A 24,752-nucleotide genomic window follows, 5' to 3' on the forward strand; every position below is an offset into this window, starting at 1 on the left:
TGGTTGGCATGATAAGCAGGTGTTCAAAATTAATTTTGAACACTTGCTTAAAAAGACAACAAACACGCACATCTCATATCAGACAGCCTATTAAACTGACGAACCGACCTGAGGTTTTGCCAATAAACGTCTGATAAATCATTCAACCAACATAGTATAAACGCACACTATATCCGCTACTATATGAAATCGCTTAAAGAATTATATCGCATAGGTATCGGTCCATCATCATCACATACCATCGGACCACGCTCCGCAGCCGAAGCATACTTAAAACGCCACCCCGAAGCCCTGGGATTTCGCGTCACGCTATACGGAAGCCTGGCTGCAACGGGCAAAGGGCACCTTACCGATTATGCCATACTGCAAGTACTCGGAGAGAACCGCACCGAACTACTATGGCATGCCGATATTGTACTACCATTCCACCCCAATGGCATGAAGTTTGAAGCCAAAGCACACTCAGGTGACTTTGTCGACCCATGGACTGTGTACAGTGTCGGTGGCGGAGCACTTGTCGAAGAAGGCCAACAACAAACCGACACCCCCGACGTATATGAACTCGACCACCTGTCTGACATACAACAATGGTGTCATGAACGCGGCGTATCATACTGGGGATATGTCACACAATGCGAAGGTTCTGAAATATGGGACTACCTTGAAAGGGTATGGCACACCATGTGCGAAGCCGTAGAGCGCGGTCTTGAACACGAGGGTGTATTGCCCGGTGCACTCAAGTTACACCGCAAAGCACCCGACTACTATATTCGAGCCTTGGGCTACCCCAGCAATTTACAATCACGCGCTTTAGTGTTTGCCTATGCGCTGGCAGTGAGTGAAGAAAATGCCTCAGGCGGCACCATTGTGACCGCCCCCACCTGTGGTGCAAGTGGTGTTGTACCAGCCGTATTGTATCATCTGTACAAGACGCGCAACTTCAGCGAAAAGCGCATACTTCACGCATTAGGCACAGCTGGTATCATTGGCAACATTGCCAAAAGCCGTGGTTCCATTTCGGGAGCCGAAGCTGGCTGCCAAGCCGAAGTGGGCGTAGCATGTGCCATGGCTGCTGCCGCAGCAAACTACCTGTTTGGCGGTTCGCTGGCTACCATTGAATATGCGGCAGAGATGGGACTTGAGCACCACCTTGGTATGACGTGCGACCCCGTTTGCGGCCTTGTGCAAATACCCTGTATAGAACGCAACGCCCATGCAGCAGCACGCGCGCTGGACGCTAATGTCTACGCCAACCTGTCAGACGGCACGCATCGTATACAATACGACAAGACTGTCGAAGTAATGAAACAGACTGGACACGACTTGCCATCGCTCTACCGCGAAACATCTGAAGGCGGCTTAGCAAAGGAATTTCACAAGGAATAGTCACTCTACCCTATTCGCACATCACAAATTGATACACATCTAAAATATTGCAGTCCAGTAAAACGTAAACATGCGAACGGACTCAAACACCAAACGCAAGCACTAATGGGGGCGACGCGTCTCGCGTCGGGAAAAGATTCAGCTATTATTTAGTATATAGCTTGCATCTTTCCTTTTAATTATCCCGACGCGAGACGCGTCGCCCCCATTAGTGCTTGCGTTTTTTTGCAGCGCGTTTCAGGCAACTTAAAATGCAACAAAAACGGTCGCGCCTTTGATGCCGATTTTGAACACCCTACCTGAAAGGGCAAAAGCATTACAATGTGCTTTAGACTTTTACCGGATAGTTCCCTTTGCCAGAATGGCAAACAAGTTGAGATAATAACAAAGATGATATTTGAACTTTGTTATATAGAAGCAATAATCTAAAAAAAGGCTGTATGCAATTTGTAATGCATACAGCCTTAATTTATTCTACAAAGTTAAGCGCTAACTTAGTTGGGGAATTCTGGAGTTGTACCGAAATTCTTGTAACCCGAATTGTAAAGGTCGGGAGAGTTTGAAATGTCCTCTACCATGCCTTCGGGCATAGCCTTAAGCGTTCCGTCAGCAACAAGTGCGTCCATATCATTCTTGAATTCTTCGTACATTTCAGGAGTAAATACGCTGAAGTAGTCACCATAGTCACCAATATAGAGAGCAATTGTACGGACAAAGCCCCAACGTTCAAAATACGGTAAGAGGTTATAGCCTGAAATACGAGACACCTTGCGAATGTAGTTGAGAACGAAAGGCATGGTGTTTTGTTTAGGATTACTGCTCGCTGTAATGTAACCCTTCGTTATCCAACAACTATTAGGATACTTGGCTGCAAACACCGCATATTTACCATTCTTATTACTGTTCTGGACAGAAGCAAGTGCTTCGTACTTGTCAAGACCATCCTGCTTTTCAACTACCGAACCATTCTCATTGTCAGTCTGGCGAAGTGCTTCATACCAATCTGGTGCAAAGTCAGGTTTGCCGTGCGTAGTGAAGTAATTGTAAAGCATGATGAAAGGACAAAGGACTTCGCCTACTCCAACCTCTACATTATGAAGAGCCCTACCAGGAGTCTTTGAATAATCAGCAACGACAGAGTCCTTCATCGTCTCGCAGAAAGCGCGCAAAGCTGCGTTAGGCTGAGCGCTTCTCTTCTCATATGCAAGATGACGCTTTCCGCTGTAACGCGACCCCCTTTGCCCACTTGTAGCTGTTTCAATATCAGTGTAATCAGCATCTACGAAATGTCTGCGAGCAGGTACCCAATTGTTGATTTTTTCTGATGAGTGATAACCCATCTTCATTATATTGTAGTACGAGTTCATGTTGTTAGTAACTTCGCCCATACCACCCCAACAGAAGTAAGGGTGCATTTGGTGCTGATGTCCCCACTCGTGAGAAAGGCCCCAAATGGCGTCATCGTCATTGTAAACAAGCGTATTGCAATCGAGCACACGTGGTTCCTGATTATGATGGAACGACACACCGAAACCACCCTGGAACATATAGTAGGTGTAGTTGGTATAAGCCATCGTACGGTTGTCGGGCAGGCTGTTATACTTGGTAAAGCCGAGCAAATCGTGCTCCCACTGAATGAGCGAGTCGAGCACATTCATATACTGGCGGTAACCAAGCACGCGTTCCTCCTTGTTGTCCTTCGGGTCTTTCTTTGTAGCACGGCAGTAGTCGTGCAAGCCCTTTGATGTCCATACCGAGTGAACCTTCTTGCCGAGCACGTCCATACAAACATTGACAGCCTTGCCCGTGAGTTCATACATTTCCTCATTAGTCTTGTCCGGGCTCAAATAGCCATTGATTTGGCCATCGATAAAGTGTACCTTGATAGCCGGCTGCAATTCAGGGTTGGCATCAGCATAATAGCATACATAAGCCAAACCGTCATAGTCGTAAGTGTAATCAATGGTGTTAAGACCATTCTTTACATTGTAAGTAAAACTTTGCGGGTTACCACCATCAAAGTTGCCACCATCCTTACCAACATACCAAGCGGTAATAGTTATGGGCACAGTCTGTCCGTCGGGCAAACCTGACACAGCTACAACCTGCTTACCTTTAGTGATATTGATACCTGTAACACCCTGGCGTTGGTCATACAATTTACCTGGCGCATTCCAGAGAGCAGACTGAACTGTTGGATTCAACTTGGCAGTGTAAGTCTGCACGCGGCAAGTTTCATCGTATGTGTTATTCAGAATCTTTGTAGCCAATCCACGATAATACTCATTGCTAATTTTTGAGTTAATCATGTCCTGGGTCACACCTTCTTTCAAAGTAGAAAGCGACTGATCCGTAAAGAGAGCAAAGATATCGTCTGACGGAATTTCGGCGGCACCCTCATTTTTGCTTTGAGTGATAGTAAGAGTTTCTTTCAACCCCTTCTCCTCATTAACAAACGTGACACGGCCAACGCGCTTAAAGTTACTTTCGTTATATGCAACATGAATATAAACCGAGCCATCGGCAGCCTTACGCACCGACAACCAGTCAGCATCAGTTGCCACTGTGTAGTCCACATTGCTTGTTATGTCATAGCAAAGCGTACGTTCAAGATAGCTGATAGACTGGCTATGAGGAGCTACAATGACGGGATAAGCATCGCTTGACAACTTGACCTGTGCCATAGCTGGCTGATAAGCAGTACCAGCGAAAGCCAATGCAGCACAAGCAAAAATTTGTTGTATGTAGTTCATTTAATTGTCAATTTATTTAGTGAATTGTATTAAAGGATTACTTTAGTACCATTTACAAGGTATACACCTGTTACAAGCTGAATGTCCTGAGTACCTTCAACTGTACCCTGCCACATCAACTGACCAGCCGTGTTGTAAACCTTTACGCTCTGAGGACGCGAAGCAGTGAGAGTGAGCACACCGCTACCCGCCTTAATATCAAGACCATTGGCAACAGTAGTCACATTGTTTATACCTGTGAGCACTTCATCTTCACTGTTAGCCACAACAAAGTGAGTTGTCTGCTGCTTCAAGTCAGGGTAATCAGAATTTGTAAACTCAACGTACACCTCTCTGAAAGGCTTTTTGAATGCCACAAGGCCCTTATAGAGAGCTGCAATCTTCATGTACATATCAGACTTGGCTATGTCGCTCACTTCGCCATTTTCGTCAACCGACTTGTAAGTATAGCTTGCTGAGTTATCTTCTACCAACTCCTGAATATTAAGCACATAGGGGAGCTTGAGTGTGTTGTAATCAGAAGCTTTTTCACAAGTAAGCAAATAATAAACCCACTCGCCCTTGTCGTTACGCACGCGCTTCAACTTGCTCGTAATGTCGATGTCGCTCTGCTGATTAGCATAAGACAAGTACTTAACCTGTCCGTCCTTCGGCAACGAATTGAACGAAAGTTTGTTATTGTCGCAAGTGTAAGCGTAAAAGTTTGTGCTGGGCAAGTTTACAGTCTTGAGCTGGTTGTTCTCAACGGCCAGATAATCAAGATTGTCTGCATTTTCCACATTCAACTTTGACAATTTGTTGTTCTCGGCAAACACGTCGCGCAATGAAGGCATTGTACCATTGATTGTCATCGAACTTACCGCACTATTGCCACACATGATAACAGAGATGGCATTTGAAGTAGTAGCCACAGACTTTACAGATGTTTCGGCACACTTCAACACATCGAGGTTGGTGTTGGAGTTGAGGTTAACTCCAGTGTAAGCATTACCACTGATGTTCAAGTGCTGCAAAGTACTGCTCTTGTAAGTAAACGTGCCAGTCAAATCATTGCCCGACAAGTTAACTGTTTCGAGCACAGGTGTTGCGGCAAGACTGATTGAAGACAACTTATTGTTTGCACAATTCAAGTCGGCAAGCAGTTTGCAACCACCGAGATCGAGTGTTGTCAATGCATTGTTCTGGCAGTAAAGAGAGCGCAAATTGGGAGCTGCAGACAGGTCGATTGCCGTCAAGCCCAAATTGTCGCAAATAAGAGTTTGTAACTTTGCAGGGCTCTTAATGGTAATGGTTGAACCTCCCAAAGTGCCAGTGAGGGTCAAACCAGTCGTCCCTGTATTTTCAACAGCAACGGGTGTACCTGTACCCCAATCAACTGTCACACCATCTGCATTGTTTATCTGCAGTGAAACAGTCTCGCCTGCTGTCTTGCTGGTAGTAAGTTTTACCACATCGTCTGCCATGGCAGGCGAAATGGCCAGCATACCTGCTGCCAGCAAAGAAACAAAGAGTTTGTTTTTTTTCATAGAAAGTATAAATGTTTGTAGATGTCTGTTCCATGCACCGCCGTATTTGCTCCCCGTTTAACGAATAAAGAAGCCACAAACGACAGCGCACAATTCGTGTAATGTCAGATTCATCAGCAAAGTTGCAGAAAAGTATTTAAGTACACAAATATTTGCCCTTTCTTTTGAAATATTGCGAGTTAAATATATCGAATTGTGCTCAAAAAACGCACATCGCTACCTAATATTAGCATAACTTATGTAACAAGCACCTTGCAAAACAAAGCAAACTTTTTCACCTTACAAAAATAAGCTACACGCAATATAGCCCCATTCAAAGTTGCCTACCTCATATTCATATTTGAAGCCATAATTTTTACATTAACGAATACAAACCATGAAAAGGTAGCACAAACGACAGAAGTTAATCGGCAAGCAGACAATTAGCCAAACGAGCAAGTTGCAGTACCCCCTAACCATAACAATGAGGCCACACACCTCCCACACAGCACTTTTTGCACAAACTGTCTACACTCTGCACTTTTATCTACACTCTCATTGATTTTCAATAACTTACGCAGTGCATATAAGCCCGTTTTTTATATGCACTACCGTTTGCACTCTACACTTTTGTCTGCACTCTCTACACTATCTGCACAGCTTCGTCCGCACAGATGCAGCACACACCCATACCGCTACGGCATAACGACATAGGGAGGGCGTAAAAGTTGTCGGAGGGACAGAAAAACCGCTCTCCCTACATTCGCCATACGCTCCCCCTATGACGTAAAAAAGCACTGCCGCCTACAACGAGTGCAGACGGCAGTGCATATAAAAACCAGACTTGTCTACACGCATTTAGTCATTGATTATCAATCACTTTTACACACAACGTGCAGAGTGCAGACAAAACAGTAAAAAACATCTTAATAGTTGAACACACCTACCTTTCGCCCACTGGCACGTAGTCGCGGATATCGGCCACGCAACGATATGCAGGACGAATAATGCGGCGACCAACAAAGCCGAGTTCCTCATTACGGTGTGCACACCAACCCACTATACGAGCCATGGCAAAAAGCGGGGTATAAATTTCGATGGGCAATCCTATCAGGTCGTACACAAAGCCTGAATAAAAATCGACATTAGCACAAAGTTTCTTGGCTGTACCTTTTATGTCGTAAACAGCCTCAACAGCCAATTTCTCAATGCGCTCCATGAACTCAAACTCTTCCATGCGGCCCTTTTCCTCAGCCAGTTTGCGCGCCATCTCTTTGAGCAGTACTGCGCGCGGGTCGGAAAGGGTGTACACGGCATGACCTATGCCATAAATCAAACCGGTACAGTCGTAGGCTTCTTTCTTGACTATTTTGTGCAGATAGCGGCTTATTTCGGCTTCGTCGTCCCAATGCCTGATGTTTTGCTTGAGATGCTCTATCATGTGGTGAACCCGAATATTGGCTCCACCATGTTTAGGGCCTTTGAGCGAACCTATGCCTGCGGCTATTGATGAGTAGGTGTCAGTACACGTTGAGGAGGTGACGCGCACCGTAAATGTAGAGTTGTTACCACCACCATGTTCTGCCTGCAATATCAAGAGCAGGTCGAGCGTACGTGCATCAAGCGGTGTATAATGATTGCCCAACAACATGTACAGGAAGTTCTCTGCCAACGAGAAGCCTTCCTTGGGATGGCGAATATGCAGCGAACGCCCGAGAGCCTTATGTCGCAACATATTATATGCATAGGCTATTATAGTAGGGAACTTTGAAATAAGCTCGACACTCTGACGCATGAGATTTTCGCGCGAAATGTCATCAGGATTGGCATCGTAGGTGTACAATTCGAGCACACTACGGGCCAATATGTTCATTATGTCATTGCCTTCAAGCTCTACAATGTTCAAAGTAGTTTTTGACATCAATGACATGTTATCTACCAAGAGGTGGCGGAACTGCTCCAGCTCTTCGCTGTCAGGCAAACGCCCCGACAAGAGCAGATAGGCTATCTCTTCATATCCAAAACGCTGCTCGCGCAACACAGCGTGCACAAGGTCTGACACCTCATAGCCTCTGAAGTAGAGTTTACCCTCGATTGGGCGCAAGCCATCTGCAGTACGCTCGTAACCCACCACATTACCAATATTGGTTAATCCGACAAGTACGCCTGTGCCATCTTCATTACGCAAGCCACGCTTTACGTCGAGTTTACGGAAAAGGTCTGCATCAATTTTGACGCACCCCTTCATGTTGTCAGCCAATTTATATATGAGGTATTCTTCTTTCTTATTTATTGTCATAGCCAATTGATTATTTGGTTATTACATCACACAGTGCATCTGCAAATGCCTTTGTGCCGAGAGGTTTGCCATTATCCATAAAACGTGCCAAATCGGCAGTAGCATAACCATCACCAAAGAGCGTTTCGAGCGCGACAGTCACCAATTTTGCAGCCTCGGTCCAACCCAGATGCTCAAGCATCATCACGCCCGAAAGTATCAACGAGCAAGGATTGGCCTGATTGGTGCCCGCAAGGTCGGGAGCTGTGCCATGAGTGGCCTCGAACACTGCCCTACCCTGCTCATAATTAATATTGGCACCCGGCGAAATGCCTATGCCGCCAACCTGTGCGGCCAACATGTCTGAAACGTAGTCACCATTCAAATTCATGGTGGCTATCACATCGTAGGCTTCGGGCTTGAGCAACGCGTTTTGCAAGAAAGCATCGCAGATGCAGTCGTCCATGCGCACATTGCCGCCAAAGCATTCGTCGTTCACTTCGTAGCCCCAATTTTTGAAACCACCCTCGGTAAACTTCATGATATTGCCCTTATGTACCAATGTGACATGATTGGAGCCTTGGCTCTGTGCATACTGGCAAGCAGCCTTGACAAGACGTTTGGAACCCTCAATAGAAACAGGCTTTACGCCAAACGCCGAAGTCTCGGGAAAACGCACCTTGGTAACGCCCATTTCATCGTGAAGGAATTCGTAAAAAAGACGCGCCTCACGCGAACAAGCCTTCCACTCTATGCCAGCATAGATGTCCTCAGTATTTTCACGGAATACAACCATGTTGACCTTTTCGGGGTGTTTCACCGGCGATTCAATGCCCTTAAACCACCGCACCGGACGCAGACATACATAGAGGTCAAGCCCCTGGCGCATGGCCACATTAAGCGAACGTATGCCGCCACCTACGGGGGTGGTAAGAGGGCCCTTTATGCCGATATGATAATCGGCGAAGTCCTTCAGTGTGTCGTCGGGCAGATAAGTGCCTAACGTATCAAAGGCGTGCTGCCCTGCCTGCACCTCTTTCCAAACAATGCTTCTTTCTGCACCATAAGCCACTTGTACAGCTTTATCTATAACCTGTTGCATGGCCGGAGTTATTTCGGCACCAATACCATCACCTGTTATAAATGGTATGGTCACATGGGCTGGCACTGTAAGCATACCATCAGATGTAACCTGTATTTTGTTGTCAGTCATTTTGTTCAATTATTATATGAGACGTAATTCTTATCCTTTTCAAATTCAGACACCAACAACGTGAGTAGAGCAAGCAGCATGGACTGTGTCTTACAGAACCGTCCGATTACGATTGTTCGTGCTGAAAAACATCATGGGTTATTACGAGGCCGCCAGAGCCGAACCGGCCTTGAACCATGCTATTTGCAAATTGTTATAGGTGTGATTTGCCCAAATGGTGTCGGTTCCTCCATTGGCATGATGTATGTCTATTTGCACTTGTTTGCCCACTGCCAACGAGCTGCATTTCACTGTGAACGCATCACCCTCTTTAACCTTTTCATAATCGGCAGGATTGGCAAAAGTCAGTGCCAATACGCCTTGTTTCTTGAGATTTGTTTCGTGTATACGGGCAAAACTCTTTACCAACACGACCTTAACGCCAAGATAGCGTGGCTCCATGGCGGCATGCTCACGGCTTGAACCTTCGCCATAATTATCCTCAGCCACGATTACGCTGCCACCTTTTGCGTCGCGGTAATGTGCTGCAGCCTGCCACACTTCACTGTCCTGCCCCGTTGTCAAATCTTTCACACAGCCGGTCTCGCCGGTAAAAGCATTGACAGCACCAAGCAACATGTTGCGCGAAATATTCTGCAAATGACCACGGTAGCGCAACCAAGGGCCTGCCATTGATATGTGGTCGGTAGTGCATTTGCCCTTTACCTTTATCAGCAATGGTAACTGTTGGAAGTCTTCGCCATTCCAAGCAGCAAATGGCTGCAAGCGCTGCAAACGTTCGCTGTCAGGTTTAATTTCAACCTCAACTGACGCATCGGGCTGTATGTTGTATGCGGGTTTAATAGCCTGCACGCACGCTGCATCTGAGGCATAGCCATTAGCAGGCAAGGCCTCACCTTGCGGCATGCAGCAATTTAGCTCGGGCATGAAAGAGGGATGTTTCGTCAAATCACCCGTAAAGGCATATCCTACGGCCGTTTCGGGCGAGGCCACAAACGCGTATGTATTGGGATTACCATCGGCACGCTTAGCGAAATTGCGATTAAAACTGGTAACAATGCTGTTTGGGCGCTCAGGATGTGGATTTTCACGTTTCCATTGGCCAATACAAGGACCGCAGGCGTTTGTCATAATGGTGGCACCAGCCTTGACGAACACATCAAGAATGCCATCACGCTCTGCTGTAGTGCGCACGAGTTCTGAACCTGGACACACTATAAGCTGCGACTTCAAGGCGTGCCCAGCTGCGAGCATGGACTTGACAACCGATGCCGCACGTGCCATATCCTGATACGAAGAATTGGTGCATGAACCAATCAAGCACACATCTACCTGTCGAGGCAAATTTTCATTCTTTACCTTGGCAGCCATTTCCGACACTTGGCAAGCCGCATCGGGGGTAAACGGCCCATTAACGTAAGGTGTCAATTCGTCAAGATTTATAGTAATGCACTGGTCGTAGTACTGTTCGGGATTTGCCTCCACCTCTGCATCTGCACGCAAGTCCATTGCCACTTCATCAGCCAATTCGGCCACGTCTGCACGTCCTGTACACTTGAGGTAAGCAGCCATTTGCGCATCATAAGCAAACATTGAAGTAGTTGCACCAACCTCGGCCCCCATATTGCAAATGGTGGCCTTGCCCGTGGCGGGAATTGTGGCCGCTCCAGGACCAAAGTATTCTATAATGGCATTGGTCGCGCCCTTTGTGGTGAGTTTACCAGCCAGATATAAGATAACATCCTTTGGCGATGTCCAACCAGAGAGTTTGCCTGTCAACTTTACACCTATCAGTCGAGGGACTTTCAACTCCCATGGCGTGCCTACCATCACATCTACAGCATCAGCACCGCCCACTCCAATGGCAGCCATGCCAAGTCCACCGGCATTGGGCGTGTGTGAGTCGGTTCCAACCATCATACCGCCAGGGAATGCATAGTTTTCAAGTACCACCTGATGTATGATGCCAGCACCAGGCCCCCAAAAGCCCATACCATAGCGCTTGGCCGCCGACTGCAAAAAGTTGTACACCTCACTGTTTACCTTGCGAGCTGCCGGCAAATCGACTTCACTCCCCTTATAGGCTTGTATCAAATGATCGCAATGAACGGTGCTTGGCACTACAGTTTGCGCCCGGCCCGCATTCATGAATTGAAGTATGGCCATCTGTGCCGTAGCATCTTGCATGCACACTCTGTTAGGCTGAAAGGTCGCATAATCTGTGCCGCGACTATAATCATAATCGTCCACGTCGGAACTTGCATGCGAGAAAAGCACCTTTTCGGCATAAGTTAGCGGACGGCCAACTTTTGAACGTATCATATTTACCTTCTGTGCGTATGAAGCATAGAAGTCTTTGATCATGTTGATGTCGTATGTCATAGATTGATTTGTTTAGTCACTTTGTATCATTATTCACAAACACGCTTACATTCGGCGCGTCACATGGGCAAAGATACAACATTTTGTTTGTATAACGGCTATAATTATTACATAAATAATCATCAAAGCGCATTGAACTTCCAAATTAACAAGTTTGAAGCACGCCCAAACAGCCTTGCGAATACGTTAATTGCCCCACACAGTTTTTGATTATAACACGCTTTCTTGTAAATTTGCATACCGAATTAAATACTTCCCAATATCATGTACTATATATCAAAGCGCATTGAAATAGCCTTTGCCCACCAATTACACTTGACATATGAGAGTAAATGCCAAAACCTGCACGGACATAACGGCATTGTCACCATATATTGTTGTGCTGAGACGCTTGACGAGAATGGCATGGTGATTGACTTCAGTCATGTTAAACGGCAAATTAAAGAAAAGATGGACCACCAACTTCTCAACAACCTTTTTGACTTTAACCCTACTGCTGAGAATTTGGCTCACTGGATTTGCAACGAGGTGCCTAAATGCTATAAGGTCACGTTTCAAGAATCAGAGGGAAACGTTGCATGTTACATTAAACCAGGATTTGAATCGGCTCCTTTTTAAGCCATGTTCAAAGTTCCTGTTGTAAAATATGCTTCATAAGACACACATGAGGATTAACGAGATATTTTATTCATTACAAGGCGAGGGCTTCTTTACCGGAACGCCCGCTGTGTTCATACGCTTTTCGGGGTGCAACTTGAAGTGTCCTTTCTGTGACACGAACCATCAGCATGGACAAGAAATGAGTGAAGACGAGATAGCCGGCGAAGCTGCAAAATACCCAGCCAAGCATGTCGTGATAACAGGCGGCGAACCCTCACTGCAACTCACAGCAAGCCTGATAGACAAATTGCACGAATGTGGCAAGTTCGTGGCAATCGAAACAAATGGTACGCACAACATTCCCGAAAACATTGACTGGATTACGTTATCGCCAAAGGACACTTTTGTGAACACGAACACAGCAAAAGTGATAATCAAACATTGTAACGAATTAAAATTAGTGTACAACGGAATGCAACCTGCCCCCTACCCAACTGTACATTCCGATCACTATTTTTTACAACCTTGTGACACAGGAGACGACTTGCGTAACAAGCAACTAATTAAAGACACTATCGAATTTTGTAAAGCAAACCCCAAATGGCGTTTATCCCTTCAGATGCACAAAATTCTGGATATCAGATAAATGTATTACGGGCAATGAATATCATATAAGGGTGGTTCTAATAATTCTGAAAACAGATTTTTAGAACCACCCATAAAACGTCATATGCCATGAATTTGCCTCCCACAAGAAGCGAACTTTATTGTTTAACTGATTTACAATTCTTGCCGGTGGCTTGCTTGCGCAGTTGGTACGTATTGTACAAATTATGCCAAATGCTATAAAATCCGCCTGCAATGGAAGTTACGGGATTGAGAAACGTATACCCCAACCAAATGGCAAAGACTGTATTTTTTTGTCCTAAAGCCTGGCAACTACTTACAGGGGTTTGATAATGTCGGCCTATCAAACGCCCTAAACCAAATTGTAAAGCACAACAAACTAATGACACCACAGCTATGGCAGAGAGCTCGCCAATCGAATGATTGGTATGTACTATGCTGCGCACCGTAACTGCTATGGCTATGCCTAAGGCCACAGCCCACAAATAAAAAGCAAGGTCATGGAACGATGTCAGCAACTTGTGCAAACGCGGCAAAAAGTGTCTTACAAGTTGCGCGGCTATGAGCGGACATATAAGTAGCGGGAACACCTTGGCCATTATCTGCCAAAAATACTGCAAAAAGCCCAAATCTGATGAATGATGGTTGATTAAAGGCACGAAAATTGGCACAACTAAGGCTACCATGAGATTGATTAGCAATGTATACATGGTTATGTCTGCCCCATCACCCTTCAGTTTCAAAGTAACAACCGATGCCGAAGTAGCCGTCGGGCATATCAAACACAATGCTGCTGCTTCGAGCACGACACCACATTTGATGTGCGGGAATAAATAAAGCGACAAACATATTGCAGCGAAACTGGCTATTTGTATGAGCAACAACCACAGATGCGACATTTTGGGACGCAAATCGCACACATCAATTTTACAAAACGATAAGAATAACATTGAAAATATCAGCAGCGGTTGCACTATTGATACAACCGGCATAGCATAAGGTTTTGTAAACTGAAGATAAGGACAATTTGAATAGGCGAAATAAGCCAAAGCTCCTACCGTGATAGCCACGGGCAAAGTCCAATTTTTCAAAAAACGTACCACTGCATTCATACCTTCGTACATTTTATATATTTACGGGTGCACTCTCAACAACGGGTGCACTCTCAACAAAAAGCCACAGAAACTATTTATGATATGGCTGAGAAGTTGATTTGCGTCTTTTTTAACCGTGCCAACTGTGCCCATACCACCTCATTTTGTGGCAAATTATGATGAGGGTCACCTACCAGCACTTGCGAGGCAGCCTCACGTGCTACCTCAAGCAACTCTTGATCTTTGACAATGTTGGCTATTTTAAGGTCAAAAGGCATTCCACTCTGCGCCGTTCCTTCGATATCACCAGGACCACGCAATTTCATGTCTTCCTCTGCTATCACAAAGCCATCTGTACTGTCAACCATCACACGCATACGGCGACTTGATGTATCACTAAGGTTGTCCTTGGTCATCAGTATACAGTACGATTGTTCTGCGCCACGACCAACACGGCCACGTAATTGGTGCAGCTGAGCCAGACCGAACCGTTCAGCATTTTCAATAACCATGACAGAAGCATTGGGCACATTCACCCCAACCTCGATAACCGTTGTCGACACCAATATGTGGATATCGCCTTTTTTGAACGCCCTCATCACATTCTCCTTGTCAACAGGTTTCATCTTGCCATGAACTATGCCAACCTTGTAGTCTCTGAACACATCTACCAGTTGGTTATAACCTGTTTCGGCATCGCGTAAATCGAGCTTTTCGTTTTCTTTTATTAAGGGATACACCACATAGACTTGCCGTCCTAACTGCAACTGATAACGAATGCCCTGATACAATTTACCACGGTCGGTTTGCCTGTAATGCACCGTTTGCACGGGTTTACGACCGGGAGGCAATTCGTCTATCACGCTCACGTCCAAATCTCCATATACGGTCATGGCCAATGTACGCGGAATGGGAGTGGCGGTCATTACCAATATATGGGGCGGCCGTACATTTTTCCCCCACAATTTGGCACGTTGTTTCACACCAAAACGGTGCTGCTCATCAATTACAACAAAGCCCAAATTAAGAAACGACACCGATGGTTCAATTAGTGCATGCGTACCTACAAGTATTTTGACACTACCATCAGCCACACCATCGAGTACTGCCTTACGGCGCTTGCCCTTTACATCACCTGTCAACAAATCAACTTTGATTGGCAATTCACCAATTTGTTCTACTATTGACTGATAATGCTGTTCTGCAAGGATTTCTGTAGGTGCCATTATGCAAGCCTGAAAGCCATTGTCGAGTGCTAAAAGGCAGCACAACAATGCCACCATGGTTTTACCACTGCCAACATCGCCTTGCAACAGTCTGTTCATTTGGCTACCTGTAGCCACGTCCTTACGTACTTCCTTTACCACACGCTTTTGCGCATTCGTAAGTTCGAAAGGCAAACGCTCATTATAAAAGCGCATAAAGTAGTCGCCAACCTTGCTAAAGACGAACCCGTCATAATGCAACTTGCGATTTTGCGTATACTGCAAAATGTCGAGTTGCAAGTAAAAGAGTTCCTCAAACTTCAGGCGTCGGCTTGCCTCTGGCAATTCATTTGCACACCGCGGACGATGCACCTTGTGTATGGCCTCGTCCACCCCCATCAAATGATATTCGGATATCATGTATTGAGGGAGCGTCTCTGCAAGAGGCTTGCCATGAAGCATGTCAAAAGCGCGGCCTACGAGTTCACCCATCGTACGTGAACTAAAGCCTTGACGCTTCATACGCTCTGATGTGTGATAGTGAGGCTGCATGGTCAGAGGCTGCGACTCTGTTGTCTGTGCGTCCTCCAATTCGGGGTGAGCGATACTAATTCTGCCATTAAAGCTCGTGGGCTTGCCTAATAACACATAGGTATGGTTGAAGGCAAGTTTCTTTTCAAGCGTTTTGATGCAATTGAACCACACAAGCTCCACATAGCCCGTACCGTCCGAAAACAGAGCAACGAGCCTCTCACGCCGCCCTGTTCCTTCGATATTTTTTGACACAATTTGGCCACGTAGCAGTACATAAGGCATGCCATCTGTCAAATTCTTTATTTGATGAATGACACTACGGTCTATATACTTGTAGGGAAAGTTGTACAACAAGTCACGAAGGGTGAAGATATTCAAATCCTCACCCAACGTCTTTGCCCTTAAGGGTCCAACACCCTTCAAGTATTTAATATCTGTCTGCAGCGGATCAAACATGTGTGTTTATCATCAATCAGAACCGAAGCACCTGCTCTTGCGACTTGTCATATCCCTCAAACAGCATATCGCTTTCAATCTGCTCTACTATCGTTGGATTTGACACAAGCCGACGTGCTATGGCACAAGCAAACAAACGCGTGGCTGCAGGGCCGGCTGCAGTGATTACATTGTCGTGCTCTATCACATAAGCCTCTCTATGACAAATTGCGCCTTCGATATGCTCCTCCATGCCTGGATATATGGTAGCGTGCTTTCCTTTCAACACGCCCGCTGTGCCCAGTACCATCGGTGCTGCACAAATGGCCGCAATAATAGTACCCTCATGACACTGCTGACTAATAGCCAAGCGCAACACCGCATTTTTATTCATCGTTTCAGCGCCCTTCAAGCCACCTGGCAATATTAGCGCATCACAATGTATCAAGTGATTTTTTCGGAACAAACTATCAGCCTTAACTATCACGCCACGTGCGCTCACAACCACACGTTTGCCAGTTATACTCAAGGTCTGCACCTGCAAACCGCAGCGACGCAAAATGTCAATAGTGCCTATGGCCTCCATTTCCTCAAAGCCATCAGCAAGAATAAGGTAAATCATTTTGTAATTTTATGTTCAACACCGTTGGAACGCAGCCTTAGCAGCATTCACAACTTCTGATATTTAATATTTATAGCAAGCTTTTATGACTTGCCGAAAGCAACCGCTTAGCTTATATTTTTATCAACCATTCAACTTGCAGGTCATTTCAAGCAAGCCAAATATTCACTTATCGTTTCACGCAAGCCCAAATACAAGGCATCACAAATCAAGGCATGCCCTATACTCACCTCATCAACCCATGGTATCTGCTGGTGAAAGTAGGCAAGGTTTTGCAAACTCAAGTCGTGTCCGGCATTCAAGCCCAGCCCTATTTCACGGCAATGAATAGCTGTCTGTACAAAAGGGGCTATTGCTTCCTCCCTATTGGCTGCATAATTGGCCGCATAAGGTTCTGTATACAACTCCACACGGTCAGCACCGACTTTTTTTGCATAATCTGCCAGCACTGGTTGTGCATCTATGAAGATGCTCACCCTGATGCCCGCAGCCTTAAACCGTCCTACCACATCGCGCAAAAAAACCTCATGCTTTATCGTATTCCAACCATGATTTGAGGTAAGTTGGTCTGGCGCGTCCGGCACAAGTGTCACCTGGTCGGGTTTTGCCTTTAACACCAAAGAGCAAAAATCATCACTCGGATTACCCTCTATATTAAACTCAGTGGACAATCTTGGGCGTAAGTCAAACACGTCTTGATGACGTATATGCCGCTCATCAGGACGGGGATGCACGGTTATGCCTTGAGCACCAAATTTTTCACAGTCCAGCGCCACACGCACAACATCAGGATTATTTCCGCCACGCGCATTGCGGAGCGTGGCCACTTTATTGATATTTACACTTAACTTTGTCATGGTTACTATTCGTTATATCCAACGAAAAACGTAAATTTGCGCTTGTTAGTTTTTGCTTTGAATTACAAAAGTACTGTTTTTTTGCCTTTCAAGCGGCATCGCAATACTAACATTTAATAGAATTAGACGAACAATTAAGATATTTTATCCATATATGAAGTACTCTCATCTTAAAATAGCTATTTTCGGCAACATATTCCAAACCAAAAAGAACCAATATGTGACAGCTATCTTAAAGAAATTGCAGAGTCTTGATGTACACATTTCTGTTGAAGAACAATTTGCCCTATTTCTACGCGACAAACTTGGAATAGACCTTGCACAGACCGAAATTTTCAGCAACTGCGAGCTATGCGATGCAGACGCAGCCATATCTATTGGCGGAGATGGGACATTTCTCGGTACCGCCTCTATGATTGGCACACGCGGCATACCCATTTTAGGTGTAAACACCGGACGGCTCGGTTTCCTTGCCGATGTCTCGCCAAATGCTATTGACGAATCGCTCGAAGCATTGTGCCAAGGTGATTACGTGGTGGAAAATCGCAAAGCTCTGGCCGTACTTAAAAACGGAGAGCTCTCAAACTTTTACCCCTACGCCCTAAACGAGGTAGCCGTACTTAAACACGACAATTCATCGTTAATCGAAATCAGCACATACGTCAACGGCCATTTTCTGACCAACTATTTGGCTGACGGCCTGATTGTTGCTACCCCCACAGGGTCAACAGGCTATTCACTGAGTGTGGGCGGTCCTATATTGGTACCACAGTCGGGCACATTCTGCATAGCCCCAATTGCCCCACACAGTCTGTCGGTACGCCCCGTTGTGGTGCGCGATGATGTTGAAATCAGACTTGAAGTGTGCAGCCGTACCAAGAATTTTCTCTTGGCATGCGACGGTCAAAGCGAGAGTCTGCCACACAGCACCATCATTAGTATACACCGTGCGCCACATACCATTAACGTTGTCAAAATCAAGCACAAGCACTTTTTCGAAACGCTACGAGACAAACTCATGTGGGGAGCGGACCAACGCAATTAAATAGACAGGCGAAACGCAAAGCAACCCCCACAAGCACACACATATAGCCAGCATGACACGCCCCATACCACACATCATACGCTACTTGCTCACACAGCTTAAAGGATATAAATTGCAAGCGACACTCAACACTATAGTTGGCGTGCTGCTCGTTTTCCTTGACCTTGCATTCGTGTGGGCCACAAAATTGGCAGTTGACGCAGCTACACATCAAACACAAGCATGCACACTTAACCAGGCATTAGTGCTTATTGGTACTATCATGCTACTACGCATACTGACAAGCCTTTCGTCACGCTGGATCAGCGCTATACTGGGAGTAAAAGCCCAAAACCGCATGCGCCAACACATATTTACCAAATTGTTGCAAGGGCAATGGGCCACGCTCAAAACATTTCACACAGGCAACCTTACAAACAGATTGGAGCGCGACGTCAACGACGTGGTAAGTTTTGCCACTGAGAGCATACCTTCGTTTATCACCACATTCACTCAATTTGTCGGCGCATTTTTCTTTCTATTCTTTATGGATAGCACACTCGCTATCATTATCGTATGCGTAGTGCCATTCTTCATCATCAGTAGCAAACTCTATTTCAAAAGAATGCGCAACCTTACTCACGAGGCTCGCAACGAGGAAAGCTGCATTCAATCTATACTTCAAGAAACGCTACAACATGTATTGATTGTCAAGACATTACAACGTGTCGACTTTTTCACAACAAAACTTTCGTCACAACAATCACGCCTGCACGCAACAATACTCAAACGTACCAAACTTTCAACCATTTCATCAAGTCTGCTCAACCTGGGTTTTGCCACCGGTTACTTTGTCACATTCGCATGGGGCGCAACAAACTTGTCAAAAGGGCTCATAACCTATGGCGCCATGCTTGCCTTCATACAATTAGTTGGACAGATACAAGGCCCCGTACGCAATCTTTCAAAATTCATTCCTGTATTCATCGCCTCGTTCACCGCGGCAGAGAGATTGATGGAATTAGAAGAACTGCCCCAAGAAGAGCAGTGTCCGCCACTCAAGCTGACACCACCACTGCAACTGAACCTAACTGATGTAAAATTTCAATACACGCACAAATCGCGACTGATATTCAATCATTTTAATTACAAATTTCCCGCGGGCAGCGTCACTGCCATCGTGGGAGAAACTGGAGCAGGCAAGACAACACTAATTCGCTTGTTACTCTCACTCGTTACACCCATCGAGGGCAACATTGTCATCACCGACTCACAAGGGAACAACTACCCTATGATGCCCCACATGCGTACAAATTTTGCGTACGTGCCGCAAGGCAACACACTCTTTTCCGGAACCATTCGCAGTAACTTGCTACAAGGCAACCCCTCAGCCACCGACGAGGGACTGAAGCAAGCACTGCACATTGCTGCAGCCGACTTCGTGTTCAAAAAAGCTGACGGACTCGACACCATCTGTGGTGAAACTGGCGACGGCCTCTCCGAAGGCCAGGCCCAACGCATTGCAATTGCCCGAGCATTGCTGTCCGATGGCAATATATTCATCTTTGACGAAGCCACTTCATCACTCGACCCCACCACCGAGGAGATTGTGCTGCAACGCATCATCACGCACTACCCACACCGCACATTGATTTTCATCACACACCGGCCACAAGTGCTCAAGTATGCCACTCAAAAATTAGAGTTGTAATAACACCACCCACCACTTTGAAGTCCTTAAAAATTCGCAACATATTACGCACGCTCGTATGCACCATTCTTGGCGCATACATTTTGTTGTTGGGCATACTTAACTATGCTCCAACCAACAAAATGTTGTCCAACTATGTTGCACAAGAGCTAAGTCATAAGATAGGCAGCAAGGTAAGCATTGATAATATACAAATAGGGCTATTCAATCGCTTAATAATCAACAATATTTGCATAAGCGACAGACAACACGAAATATTATTGAAAGCCCACCTCGCTACCACAAAAATAGAATTGCGTTCCCTCTTCAAGCAACAACTGTCACTGCGCACGGTGTCGTTGCTTGATGCCGATGTCAACCTTTACCAACAAAAAGCTGACAGCGCAGCAAACTACCAATTTCTGATAGATGCCTTTGCAAGCAAAGACCACAAACCAAAATCGGGCATCAACCTGCGTATCAACTCCATTATTCTACGCCGTGTCAACATTCGTTACGACAAGCGTTTCTTACCACATACTCCCCACAAGTTCAACCCCTCGCATATAGGTCTGGCTGACATCAACGCCAACATCAGCCTCAAGAATATTACTACCAAGCAACTTGACCTGCGTGTACGTGCGCTATCGTTTAAGGAGCAATCAGGTTTATGTCTGAACGATATGCACTTCAAATTCTCAGCAACCCCTACTGCCGCCGACATCGAAGATTTCAGCCTCGATATGCCCCATACACACATACGCCAGGGTTCACTCCTGGCAACCTACAACATTCAACGTGGCATAGACCAACTCCCCCACACATTGCGCATAGGCGCGACACTCAACAAAATACAAGTTTCGACCGCTGACATTCGACCGCTGTTAGGCAACACGCCAAAAGGCAAAGACCTTACTCTGCGCATTTCTACAACATTACTGCTAACTCCTGGCAAGTTGCAGCTCAACCAACTTACCATCACAGACAAGCAACATGACAGCCGTTTGAAAGCTGATATCACGTTGAAATATGCTCCCAAACGTGTACAAGAACTTTACCTCACGCTCAGCCAATGCCACGTGAGCAAAGCACTTACATCCAATCTGCTGTCGTGGGTTAAGCTTGACAACAAAAGTCAAAACATCATAAAGGCGGTCGGAGACATTGACATTAAAGGGAATGCAGCATACCAGGCAGGTGGAACAACTCAAACAACCCTTGACGTGCAAACTGCCATTGGGCATCTTACAGCCAGCGCAAGCATCAAAGGACAACATGCCAGTTCCCACATCAACGTCAAATCATTCGCTCTCGACAAGTTGCTCGCCAACAAGTCGCTGCCGACGCAAATAGATGCAATGGCCGACATACGAGCCACCATTGTTGCAAACAAGCGTCTTGAGAGCGTTAGCATAAAGCTACAAGCACCGGCATTTACGTGGAACAATTATAAATTCCGCAACATAGAAATCGAAGCAGACCACACACCACGAACCACCCAATTCGACATAAACAGTAACGACCCCAACGCAAAATTCAATGCCTTAGCCAAGCTTTCGTTGGTTGGCAAGCAAATTGTTGGTGGCAACGCTGATATAAACATACAAAACCTTCACCTTGCCAATCTTGGCCTCAAAAGTACCCCTTTGCACCAAGCCCAAGTCAGCGCACACATCAAAGCCGACCTGGATAAATGGCAAAAAGGGGCACTGCCACATGGCACGCTGCAGATTAACAACCTCGACATACAAAATGGGCCACGAGGCAACTACAGCCTCAACCAATTTAATGCTTCCATCACTTCCGACAACACTAATCGGCAAACTCTGAAAATACAAAGCGATTTTGCCGACGCTTACATTGAAGGTAACATGTCATTAGAGCGCATCAAACAAAGTGTGACCGATGTGCTCAACCGCAGTTTGCCCGGCCTTGTCGACAAAGCACAACCATACCCGCCCCTCACCCCACACGATCAATGGCTAATCAACGCCAAGCTTAAAGATGCCGAAGCACTCTACAAATTGGCAAATATAAAATTTACTACAGACGGCCCACTACACATTCATGGCACCTTTGCCCCCATGGGCCGTACATCTATTGTAGCCTTCACCAACCAGTTAAACGTATCCTCGCAAGCGTTCATACGTCCAAGCATCTATCTGTCGGGCCAAGGCCAAGACTATCATTGCCTAATTCAGACACAAAAAGCCATTGCCAATAGCAACTACCGTATTGCAGCCAATCTCACGACCCGTCATGGCGCGCTACACACACAGCTAAGTTGGAGCAACCAAGAGGACAAGGACCAATACTACGGATCAGTTGAAAGCACTACCGAATTTGTGCCTTCACGTAATGGCGTGAACCTGAACATGGATATCAGTCCCACGCAATTCGCCCTGTCCGACACAATTTGGCATATTGCTTCCGGACATCTGTCATACATCAACAAGCGCCTTGCCATGTCAGGCATACAACTCAGCCACGCCAGCCAATCACTCACGATTGATGGCATGATAGCCCCCGGCCAGAGCGACTCAATTGTAGCCAGCCTCAACGGCATTGACATTGACTACATACTCAATCTCATAAATTTTGACGCTGTATCGTTTGGCGGCAGAGCTACCGGGCAGGCCATCTTCACACAAAAGGAACACCAACCCCAATTCCATGCCAATCTGACCATTCCCCATTTCACGTTCAACAACGGGCTTATGGGGTATGCCAACATACATGCCAATTGGAACAAGGGGGAAAACCGCATCAACATCGATGCAGACATGAAACTGCCCCACACCCCCAACTATGGCACACAAGTGCATGGCTACGTATCGCTGGCCGAAAAAGGGCTCAGCCTGAACATAACCCCCCATCACACCGATTTGGCATTTCTCAACCGCTACATAGACGGCATCTTTGGCGATTTCAAAGGCGACGCCACAGGCCATATACACCTTTATGGCCCATTCAAAAAGCTCGATTTCGAAGGCGAAGTTTCCGCCAACTGTCAAGCCAAAGTATTGGCCACTGGTGTCAATTACAAGGTGCAAGACGGCAATGTGCGTTTCGAGCCTGGTGCTTTCGTCTTCAACGATTTCAACCTCTACGACAAGCATTCTGGAAAAGGCAAAGCCAATGGTGTACTCAGACACACCCACCTCAAAAAACTCAACTACACATTCGACATCACCGCCAATCACATGTTGTGCTACGATCAGCCCCAACAGGCAGAACTACCATTCTTCTGCACAACATCTGCCACAGGCAACATTCACCTGGCGGGGTGGCCATCACACTTCACGGCCGACATCGCACTACGTCCTGATGCGCCAAGCCAATTTACATACAACCTCGACAATCAGACAGCATTATCAAAGGACGACCGCATGATACGCTTCCACGCCATGCAACAACAAGCACCCGCCGGCCTCATCATGCCAAATGCTGACACCCTTCGCATACACCAAGCCCCCCCAACCACCGCCGGCAACGAGCCTACCGACATGCAATTAAACTTCATGATCGACCTCACGCCAGCCACACAAATAAAAATAATTACCGATGGCAAATCTGGCGATGCCATTACAGCCTGGGGCCAAGGCCCGCTTCGTGCACGATGGCACAACAAAGGTGGCTTCGACATATACGGCAGCTACACCCTCGTGCGTGGCGATTACAACATCAGTCTGCAAGACATTATAAAGAAGAGCCTAAAGTTGCAGGACGGCAGCAGCATCACATTTGCTGGCGACCCACTTAACGCCCGGCTCAACCTCAAAGCACTATATACCGTGAATGGCGTCTCTCTCAACGACCTCAATTATGGTGCGGGGTTCTCTAACAAGATGGTAAAAGCCGACTGCATACTCAACATTGGAGGCGTGGCGCGTGCGCCTAAGGTAGACTTTGATTTGGATCTGCACAACATCTCTGACGACGAGAAACAAATGGTACACCAGCTCATATCAACAGACGAGGACATGAGCAAACAAGTGATGTGCTTGCTTGGCATGGGACGTTTCATGACTACCACAAACACCGCAACAGGAGCTAACATCAACAATCAAGCACAGCAGCAGTCAAGCGCAGCCATGCGTTCGTTCCTGTCCACCACCCTCACAGGGCAACTTAACTCTGCCATATCCTCCATGTTAGGTAATAACTCCAAATGGAGCTTTGGCACAAACTTCATGCCTGGCACTGAGGGGTGGAACAACAGCGAAGTTGACGGCCTGGTACAAGGACGCCTATTCAACGACCGTCTGCTATTCAACGGAAACTTCGGCTACCGCGAGAGCTCCACCTATAGCACAAACTTTGTAGGCGACTTTGACATACGCTACCTGCTAACTCCACGCGGCAGCGTCAGCCTGCGTGCATACAGCGAAACAAACGACCGATATTTTACAAAATCATCACTTACAACCCAAGGCATTGGCATCACCTTACAACGCGAGTTTAACAAGCTGAAGGAACTCTTCAAGCGAGACTCTAAGAAAAGGCAGAAATAACCCATACTCTATACGCACAAAATGAGGCGGTGG

The 24,752-nt window shown here is 46.4% G+C and carries 15 protein-coding genes; 6 read left to right on the top strand and 9 right to left on the bottom strand.

The genetic code is table 11. The annotated features are described in order from the left end of the window. The first annotated feature begins 183 nt into the window (after positions 1 to 183). Entirely contained in the window at positions 184 to 1,386 is a 1,203-nt protein-coding gene (locus tag BQ5453_RS12785) for an L-serine ammonia-lyase, iron-sulfur-dependent, subunit alpha (RefSeq protein ID WP_071123477.1), read from the top strand. A 494-nt stretch (positions 1,387 to 1,880) separates the two neighbouring features. On the opposite strand, the gene BQ5453_RS12790 is transcribed toward BQ5453_RS12785, so the two are convergent. The 5 genes from BQ5453_RS12790 to BQ5453_RS12810 form a co-directional block, all read right to left on the bottom strand. Further along, positions 1,881 to 4,139, bottom strand: a complete 2,259-nt coding sequence (locus BQ5453_RS12790; protein WP_071123478.1) for a M60 family metallopeptidase — start codon at positions 4,137 to 4,139, stop codon at positions 1,881 to 1,883. 29 nt (positions 4,140 to 4,168) lie between these two features. Beyond that, on the bottom strand, positions 4,169 to 5,665 hold the full coding sequence (locus tag BQ5453_RS12795; RefSeq protein ID WP_071123479.1) for a leucine-rich repeat domain-containing protein: 1,497 nt from the start codon (positions 5,663 to 5,665) through the stop codon (positions 4,169 to 4,171). 922 nt (positions 5,666 to 6,587) lie between these two features. After that, positions 6,588 to 7,943, bottom strand: a complete 1,356-nt coding sequence (locus BQ5453_RS12800) for a citrate/2-methylcitrate synthase (protein ID WP_071123669.1) — start codon at positions 7,941 to 7,943, stop codon at positions 6,588 to 6,590. A 10-nt stretch (positions 7,944 to 7,953) separates the two neighbouring features. Next, entirely contained in the window at positions 7,954 to 9,135 is a 1,182-nt protein-coding gene (locus BQ5453_RS12805; RefSeq protein WP_071123670.1) for an NADP-dependent isocitrate dehydrogenase, read from the bottom strand. Between the two features lie 141 nt (positions 9,136 to 9,276). Continuing rightward, positions 9,277 to 11,517 (bottom strand): aconitate hydratase, encoded by a 2,241-nt coding sequence (locus tag BQ5453_RS12810; RefSeq protein ID WP_071123480.1) that lies wholly within the window; start codon positions 11,515 to 11,517, stop codon positions 9,277 to 9,279. 264 nt (positions 11,518 to 11,781) lie between these two features. Between BQ5453_RS12810 and BQ5453_RS12815 the strand changes: the two genes are divergently transcribed. Both BQ5453_RS12815 and BQ5453_RS12820 read left to right on the top strand, forming a co-directional pair. After that, the gene (locus BQ5453_RS12815; protein WP_022102109.1) at positions 11,782 to 12,135 is read left to right on the top strand and encodes a 6-pyruvoyl trahydropterin synthase family protein; all 354 of its coding nucleotides are present in this window, start codon (positions 11,782 to 11,784) and stop codon (positions 12,133 to 12,135) included. Between the two features lie 46 nt (positions 12,136 to 12,181). Further along, positions 12,182 to 12,763: a 7-carboxy-7-deazaguanine synthase QueE gene (locus BQ5453_RS12820; protein WP_071123671.1), complete on the top strand. Its 582-nt coding sequence runs from the start codon at positions 12,182 to 12,184 to the stop codon at positions 12,761 to 12,763. Between the two features lie 118 nt (positions 12,764 to 12,881). Here BQ5453_RS12820 and BQ5453_RS14715 read toward each other — a convergent pair whose 3' ends face one another. From BQ5453_RS14715 to BQ5453_RS12840, 4 genes are all read right to left on the bottom strand, one after another. After that, the gene (locus BQ5453_RS14715; protein ID WP_317039479.1) at positions 12,882 to 13,454 is read right to left on the bottom strand and encodes a hypothetical protein; all 573 of its coding nucleotides are present in this window, start codon (positions 13,452 to 13,454) and stop codon (positions 12,882 to 12,884) included. Between the two features lie 479 nt (positions 13,455 to 13,933). Beyond that, complete coding sequence (gene recG, locus BQ5453_RS12830; RefSeq protein ID WP_071123481.1) at positions 13,934 to 16,033, bottom strand: ATP-dependent DNA helicase RecG; 2,100 nt, start codon at positions 16,031 to 16,033, stop codon at positions 13,934 to 13,936. Positions 16,034 to 16,049: 16 nt separating this feature from the next. Next, on the bottom strand, positions 16,050 to 16,634 hold the full coding sequence (locus BQ5453_RS12835; protein WP_022102105.1) for a DJ-1 family glyoxalase III: 585 nt from the start codon (positions 16,632 to 16,634) through the stop codon (positions 16,050 to 16,052). A 143-nt stretch (positions 16,635 to 16,777) separates the two neighbouring features. Then, positions 16,778 to 17,491, bottom strand: coding sequence for a pyridoxine 5'-phosphate synthase (locus BQ5453_RS12840; protein ID WP_071123482.1), 714 nt, complete (start codon positions 17,489 to 17,491; stop codon positions 16,778 to 16,780). A gap of 154 nt (positions 17,492 to 17,645) precedes the next feature. Here BQ5453_RS12840 and BQ5453_RS12845 point away from each other — a divergent pair, with 154 nt between their 5' ends. From BQ5453_RS12845 to BQ5453_RS12855, 3 genes are read left to right on the top strand one after another with little or no spacing between them, the layout of a single operon-like run. Then, a complete protein-coding gene (locus tag BQ5453_RS12845; protein ID WP_071123483.1) occupies positions 17,646 to 18,536 on the top strand; it encodes an NAD kinase in 891 nt (296 codons plus the stop codon). Between the two features lie 52 nt (positions 18,537 to 18,588). Next, the gene (locus tag BQ5453_RS12850; RefSeq protein ID WP_071123484.1) at positions 18,589 to 20,226 is read left to right on the top strand and encodes an ABC transporter ATP-binding protein; all 1,638 of its coding nucleotides are present in this window, start codon (positions 18,589 to 18,591) and stop codon (positions 20,224 to 20,226) included. 17 nt (positions 20,227 to 20,243) lie between these two features. Continuing rightward, the gene (locus BQ5453_RS12855; RefSeq protein ID WP_143033415.1) at positions 20,244 to 24,719 is read left to right on the top strand and encodes a translocation/assembly module TamB domain-containing protein; all 4,476 of its coding nucleotides are present in this window, start codon (positions 20,244 to 20,246) and stop codon (positions 24,717 to 24,719) included. Positions 24,720 to 24,752: the final 33 nt, after the last annotated feature.

This window comes from Prevotellamassilia timonensis (genome assembly GCF_900106785.1).
Taxonomy (GTDB): Bacteria; Bacteroidota; Bacteroidia; order Bacteroidales; family Bacteroidaceae; genus Alloprevotella; species Alloprevotella timonensis.

Bases quoted from the DNA above. Each gene is read 5' to 3' on its own strand.
- BQ5453_RS12820 (WP_071123671.1), top strand. From the start codon at position 12,182: ATGAGGATTAACGAGATATTTTATTCATTACAAGGCGAGGGCTTCTTT.
- BQ5453_RS12850 (WP_071123484.1), top strand. From the start codon at position 18,589: ATGACACGCCCCATACCACACATCATACGCTACTTGCTCACACAGCTT.
- BQ5453_RS12840 (WP_071123482.1), bottom strand. From the start codon at position 17,491: ATGACAAAGTTAAGTGTAAATATCAATAAAGTGGCCACGCTCCGCAAT.
- BQ5453_RS12805 (WP_071123670.1), bottom strand. From the start codon at position 9,135: ATGACTGACAACAAAATACAGGTTACATCTGATGGTATGCTTACAGTG.
- BQ5453_RS12815 (WP_022102109.1), top strand. From the start codon at position 11,782: ATGTACTATATATCAAAGCGCATTGAAATAGCCTTTGCCCACCAATTA.
- BQ5453_RS12785 (WP_071123477.1), top strand. From the start codon at position 184: ATGAAATCGCTTAAAGAATTATATCGCATAGGTATCGGTCCATCATCA.
- BQ5453_RS12845 (WP_071123483.1), top strand. From the start codon at position 17,646: ATGAAGTACTCTCATCTTAAAATAGCTATTTTCGGCAACATATTCCAA.
- BQ5453_RS12835 (WP_022102105.1), bottom strand. From the start codon at position 16,634: ATGATTTACCTTATTCTTGCTGATGGCTTTGAGGAAATGGAGGCCATA.
- BQ5453_RS12795 (WP_071123479.1), bottom strand. From the start codon at position 5,665: ATGAAAAAAAACAAACTCTTTGTTTCTTTGCTGGCAGCAGGTATGCTG.
- BQ5453_RS12800 (WP_071123669.1), bottom strand. From the start codon at position 7,943: ATGACAATAAATAAGAAAGAAGAATACCTCATATATAAATTGGCTGAC.
- BQ5453_RS14715 (WP_317039479.1), bottom strand. From the start codon at position 13,454: ATGTATACATTGCTAATCAATCTCATGGTAGCCTTAGTTGTGCCAATT.
- BQ5453_RS12790 (WP_071123478.1), bottom strand. From the start codon at position 4,139: ATGAACTACATACAACAAATTTTTGCTTGTGCTGCATTGGCTTTCGCT.
- recG (WP_071123481.1), bottom strand. From the start codon at position 16,033: ATGTTTGATCCGCTGCAGACAGATATTAAATACTTGAAGGGTGTTGGA.
- BQ5453_RS12810 (WP_071123480.1), bottom strand. From the start codon at position 11,517: ATGACATACGACATCAACATGATCAAAGACTTCTATGCTTCATACGCA.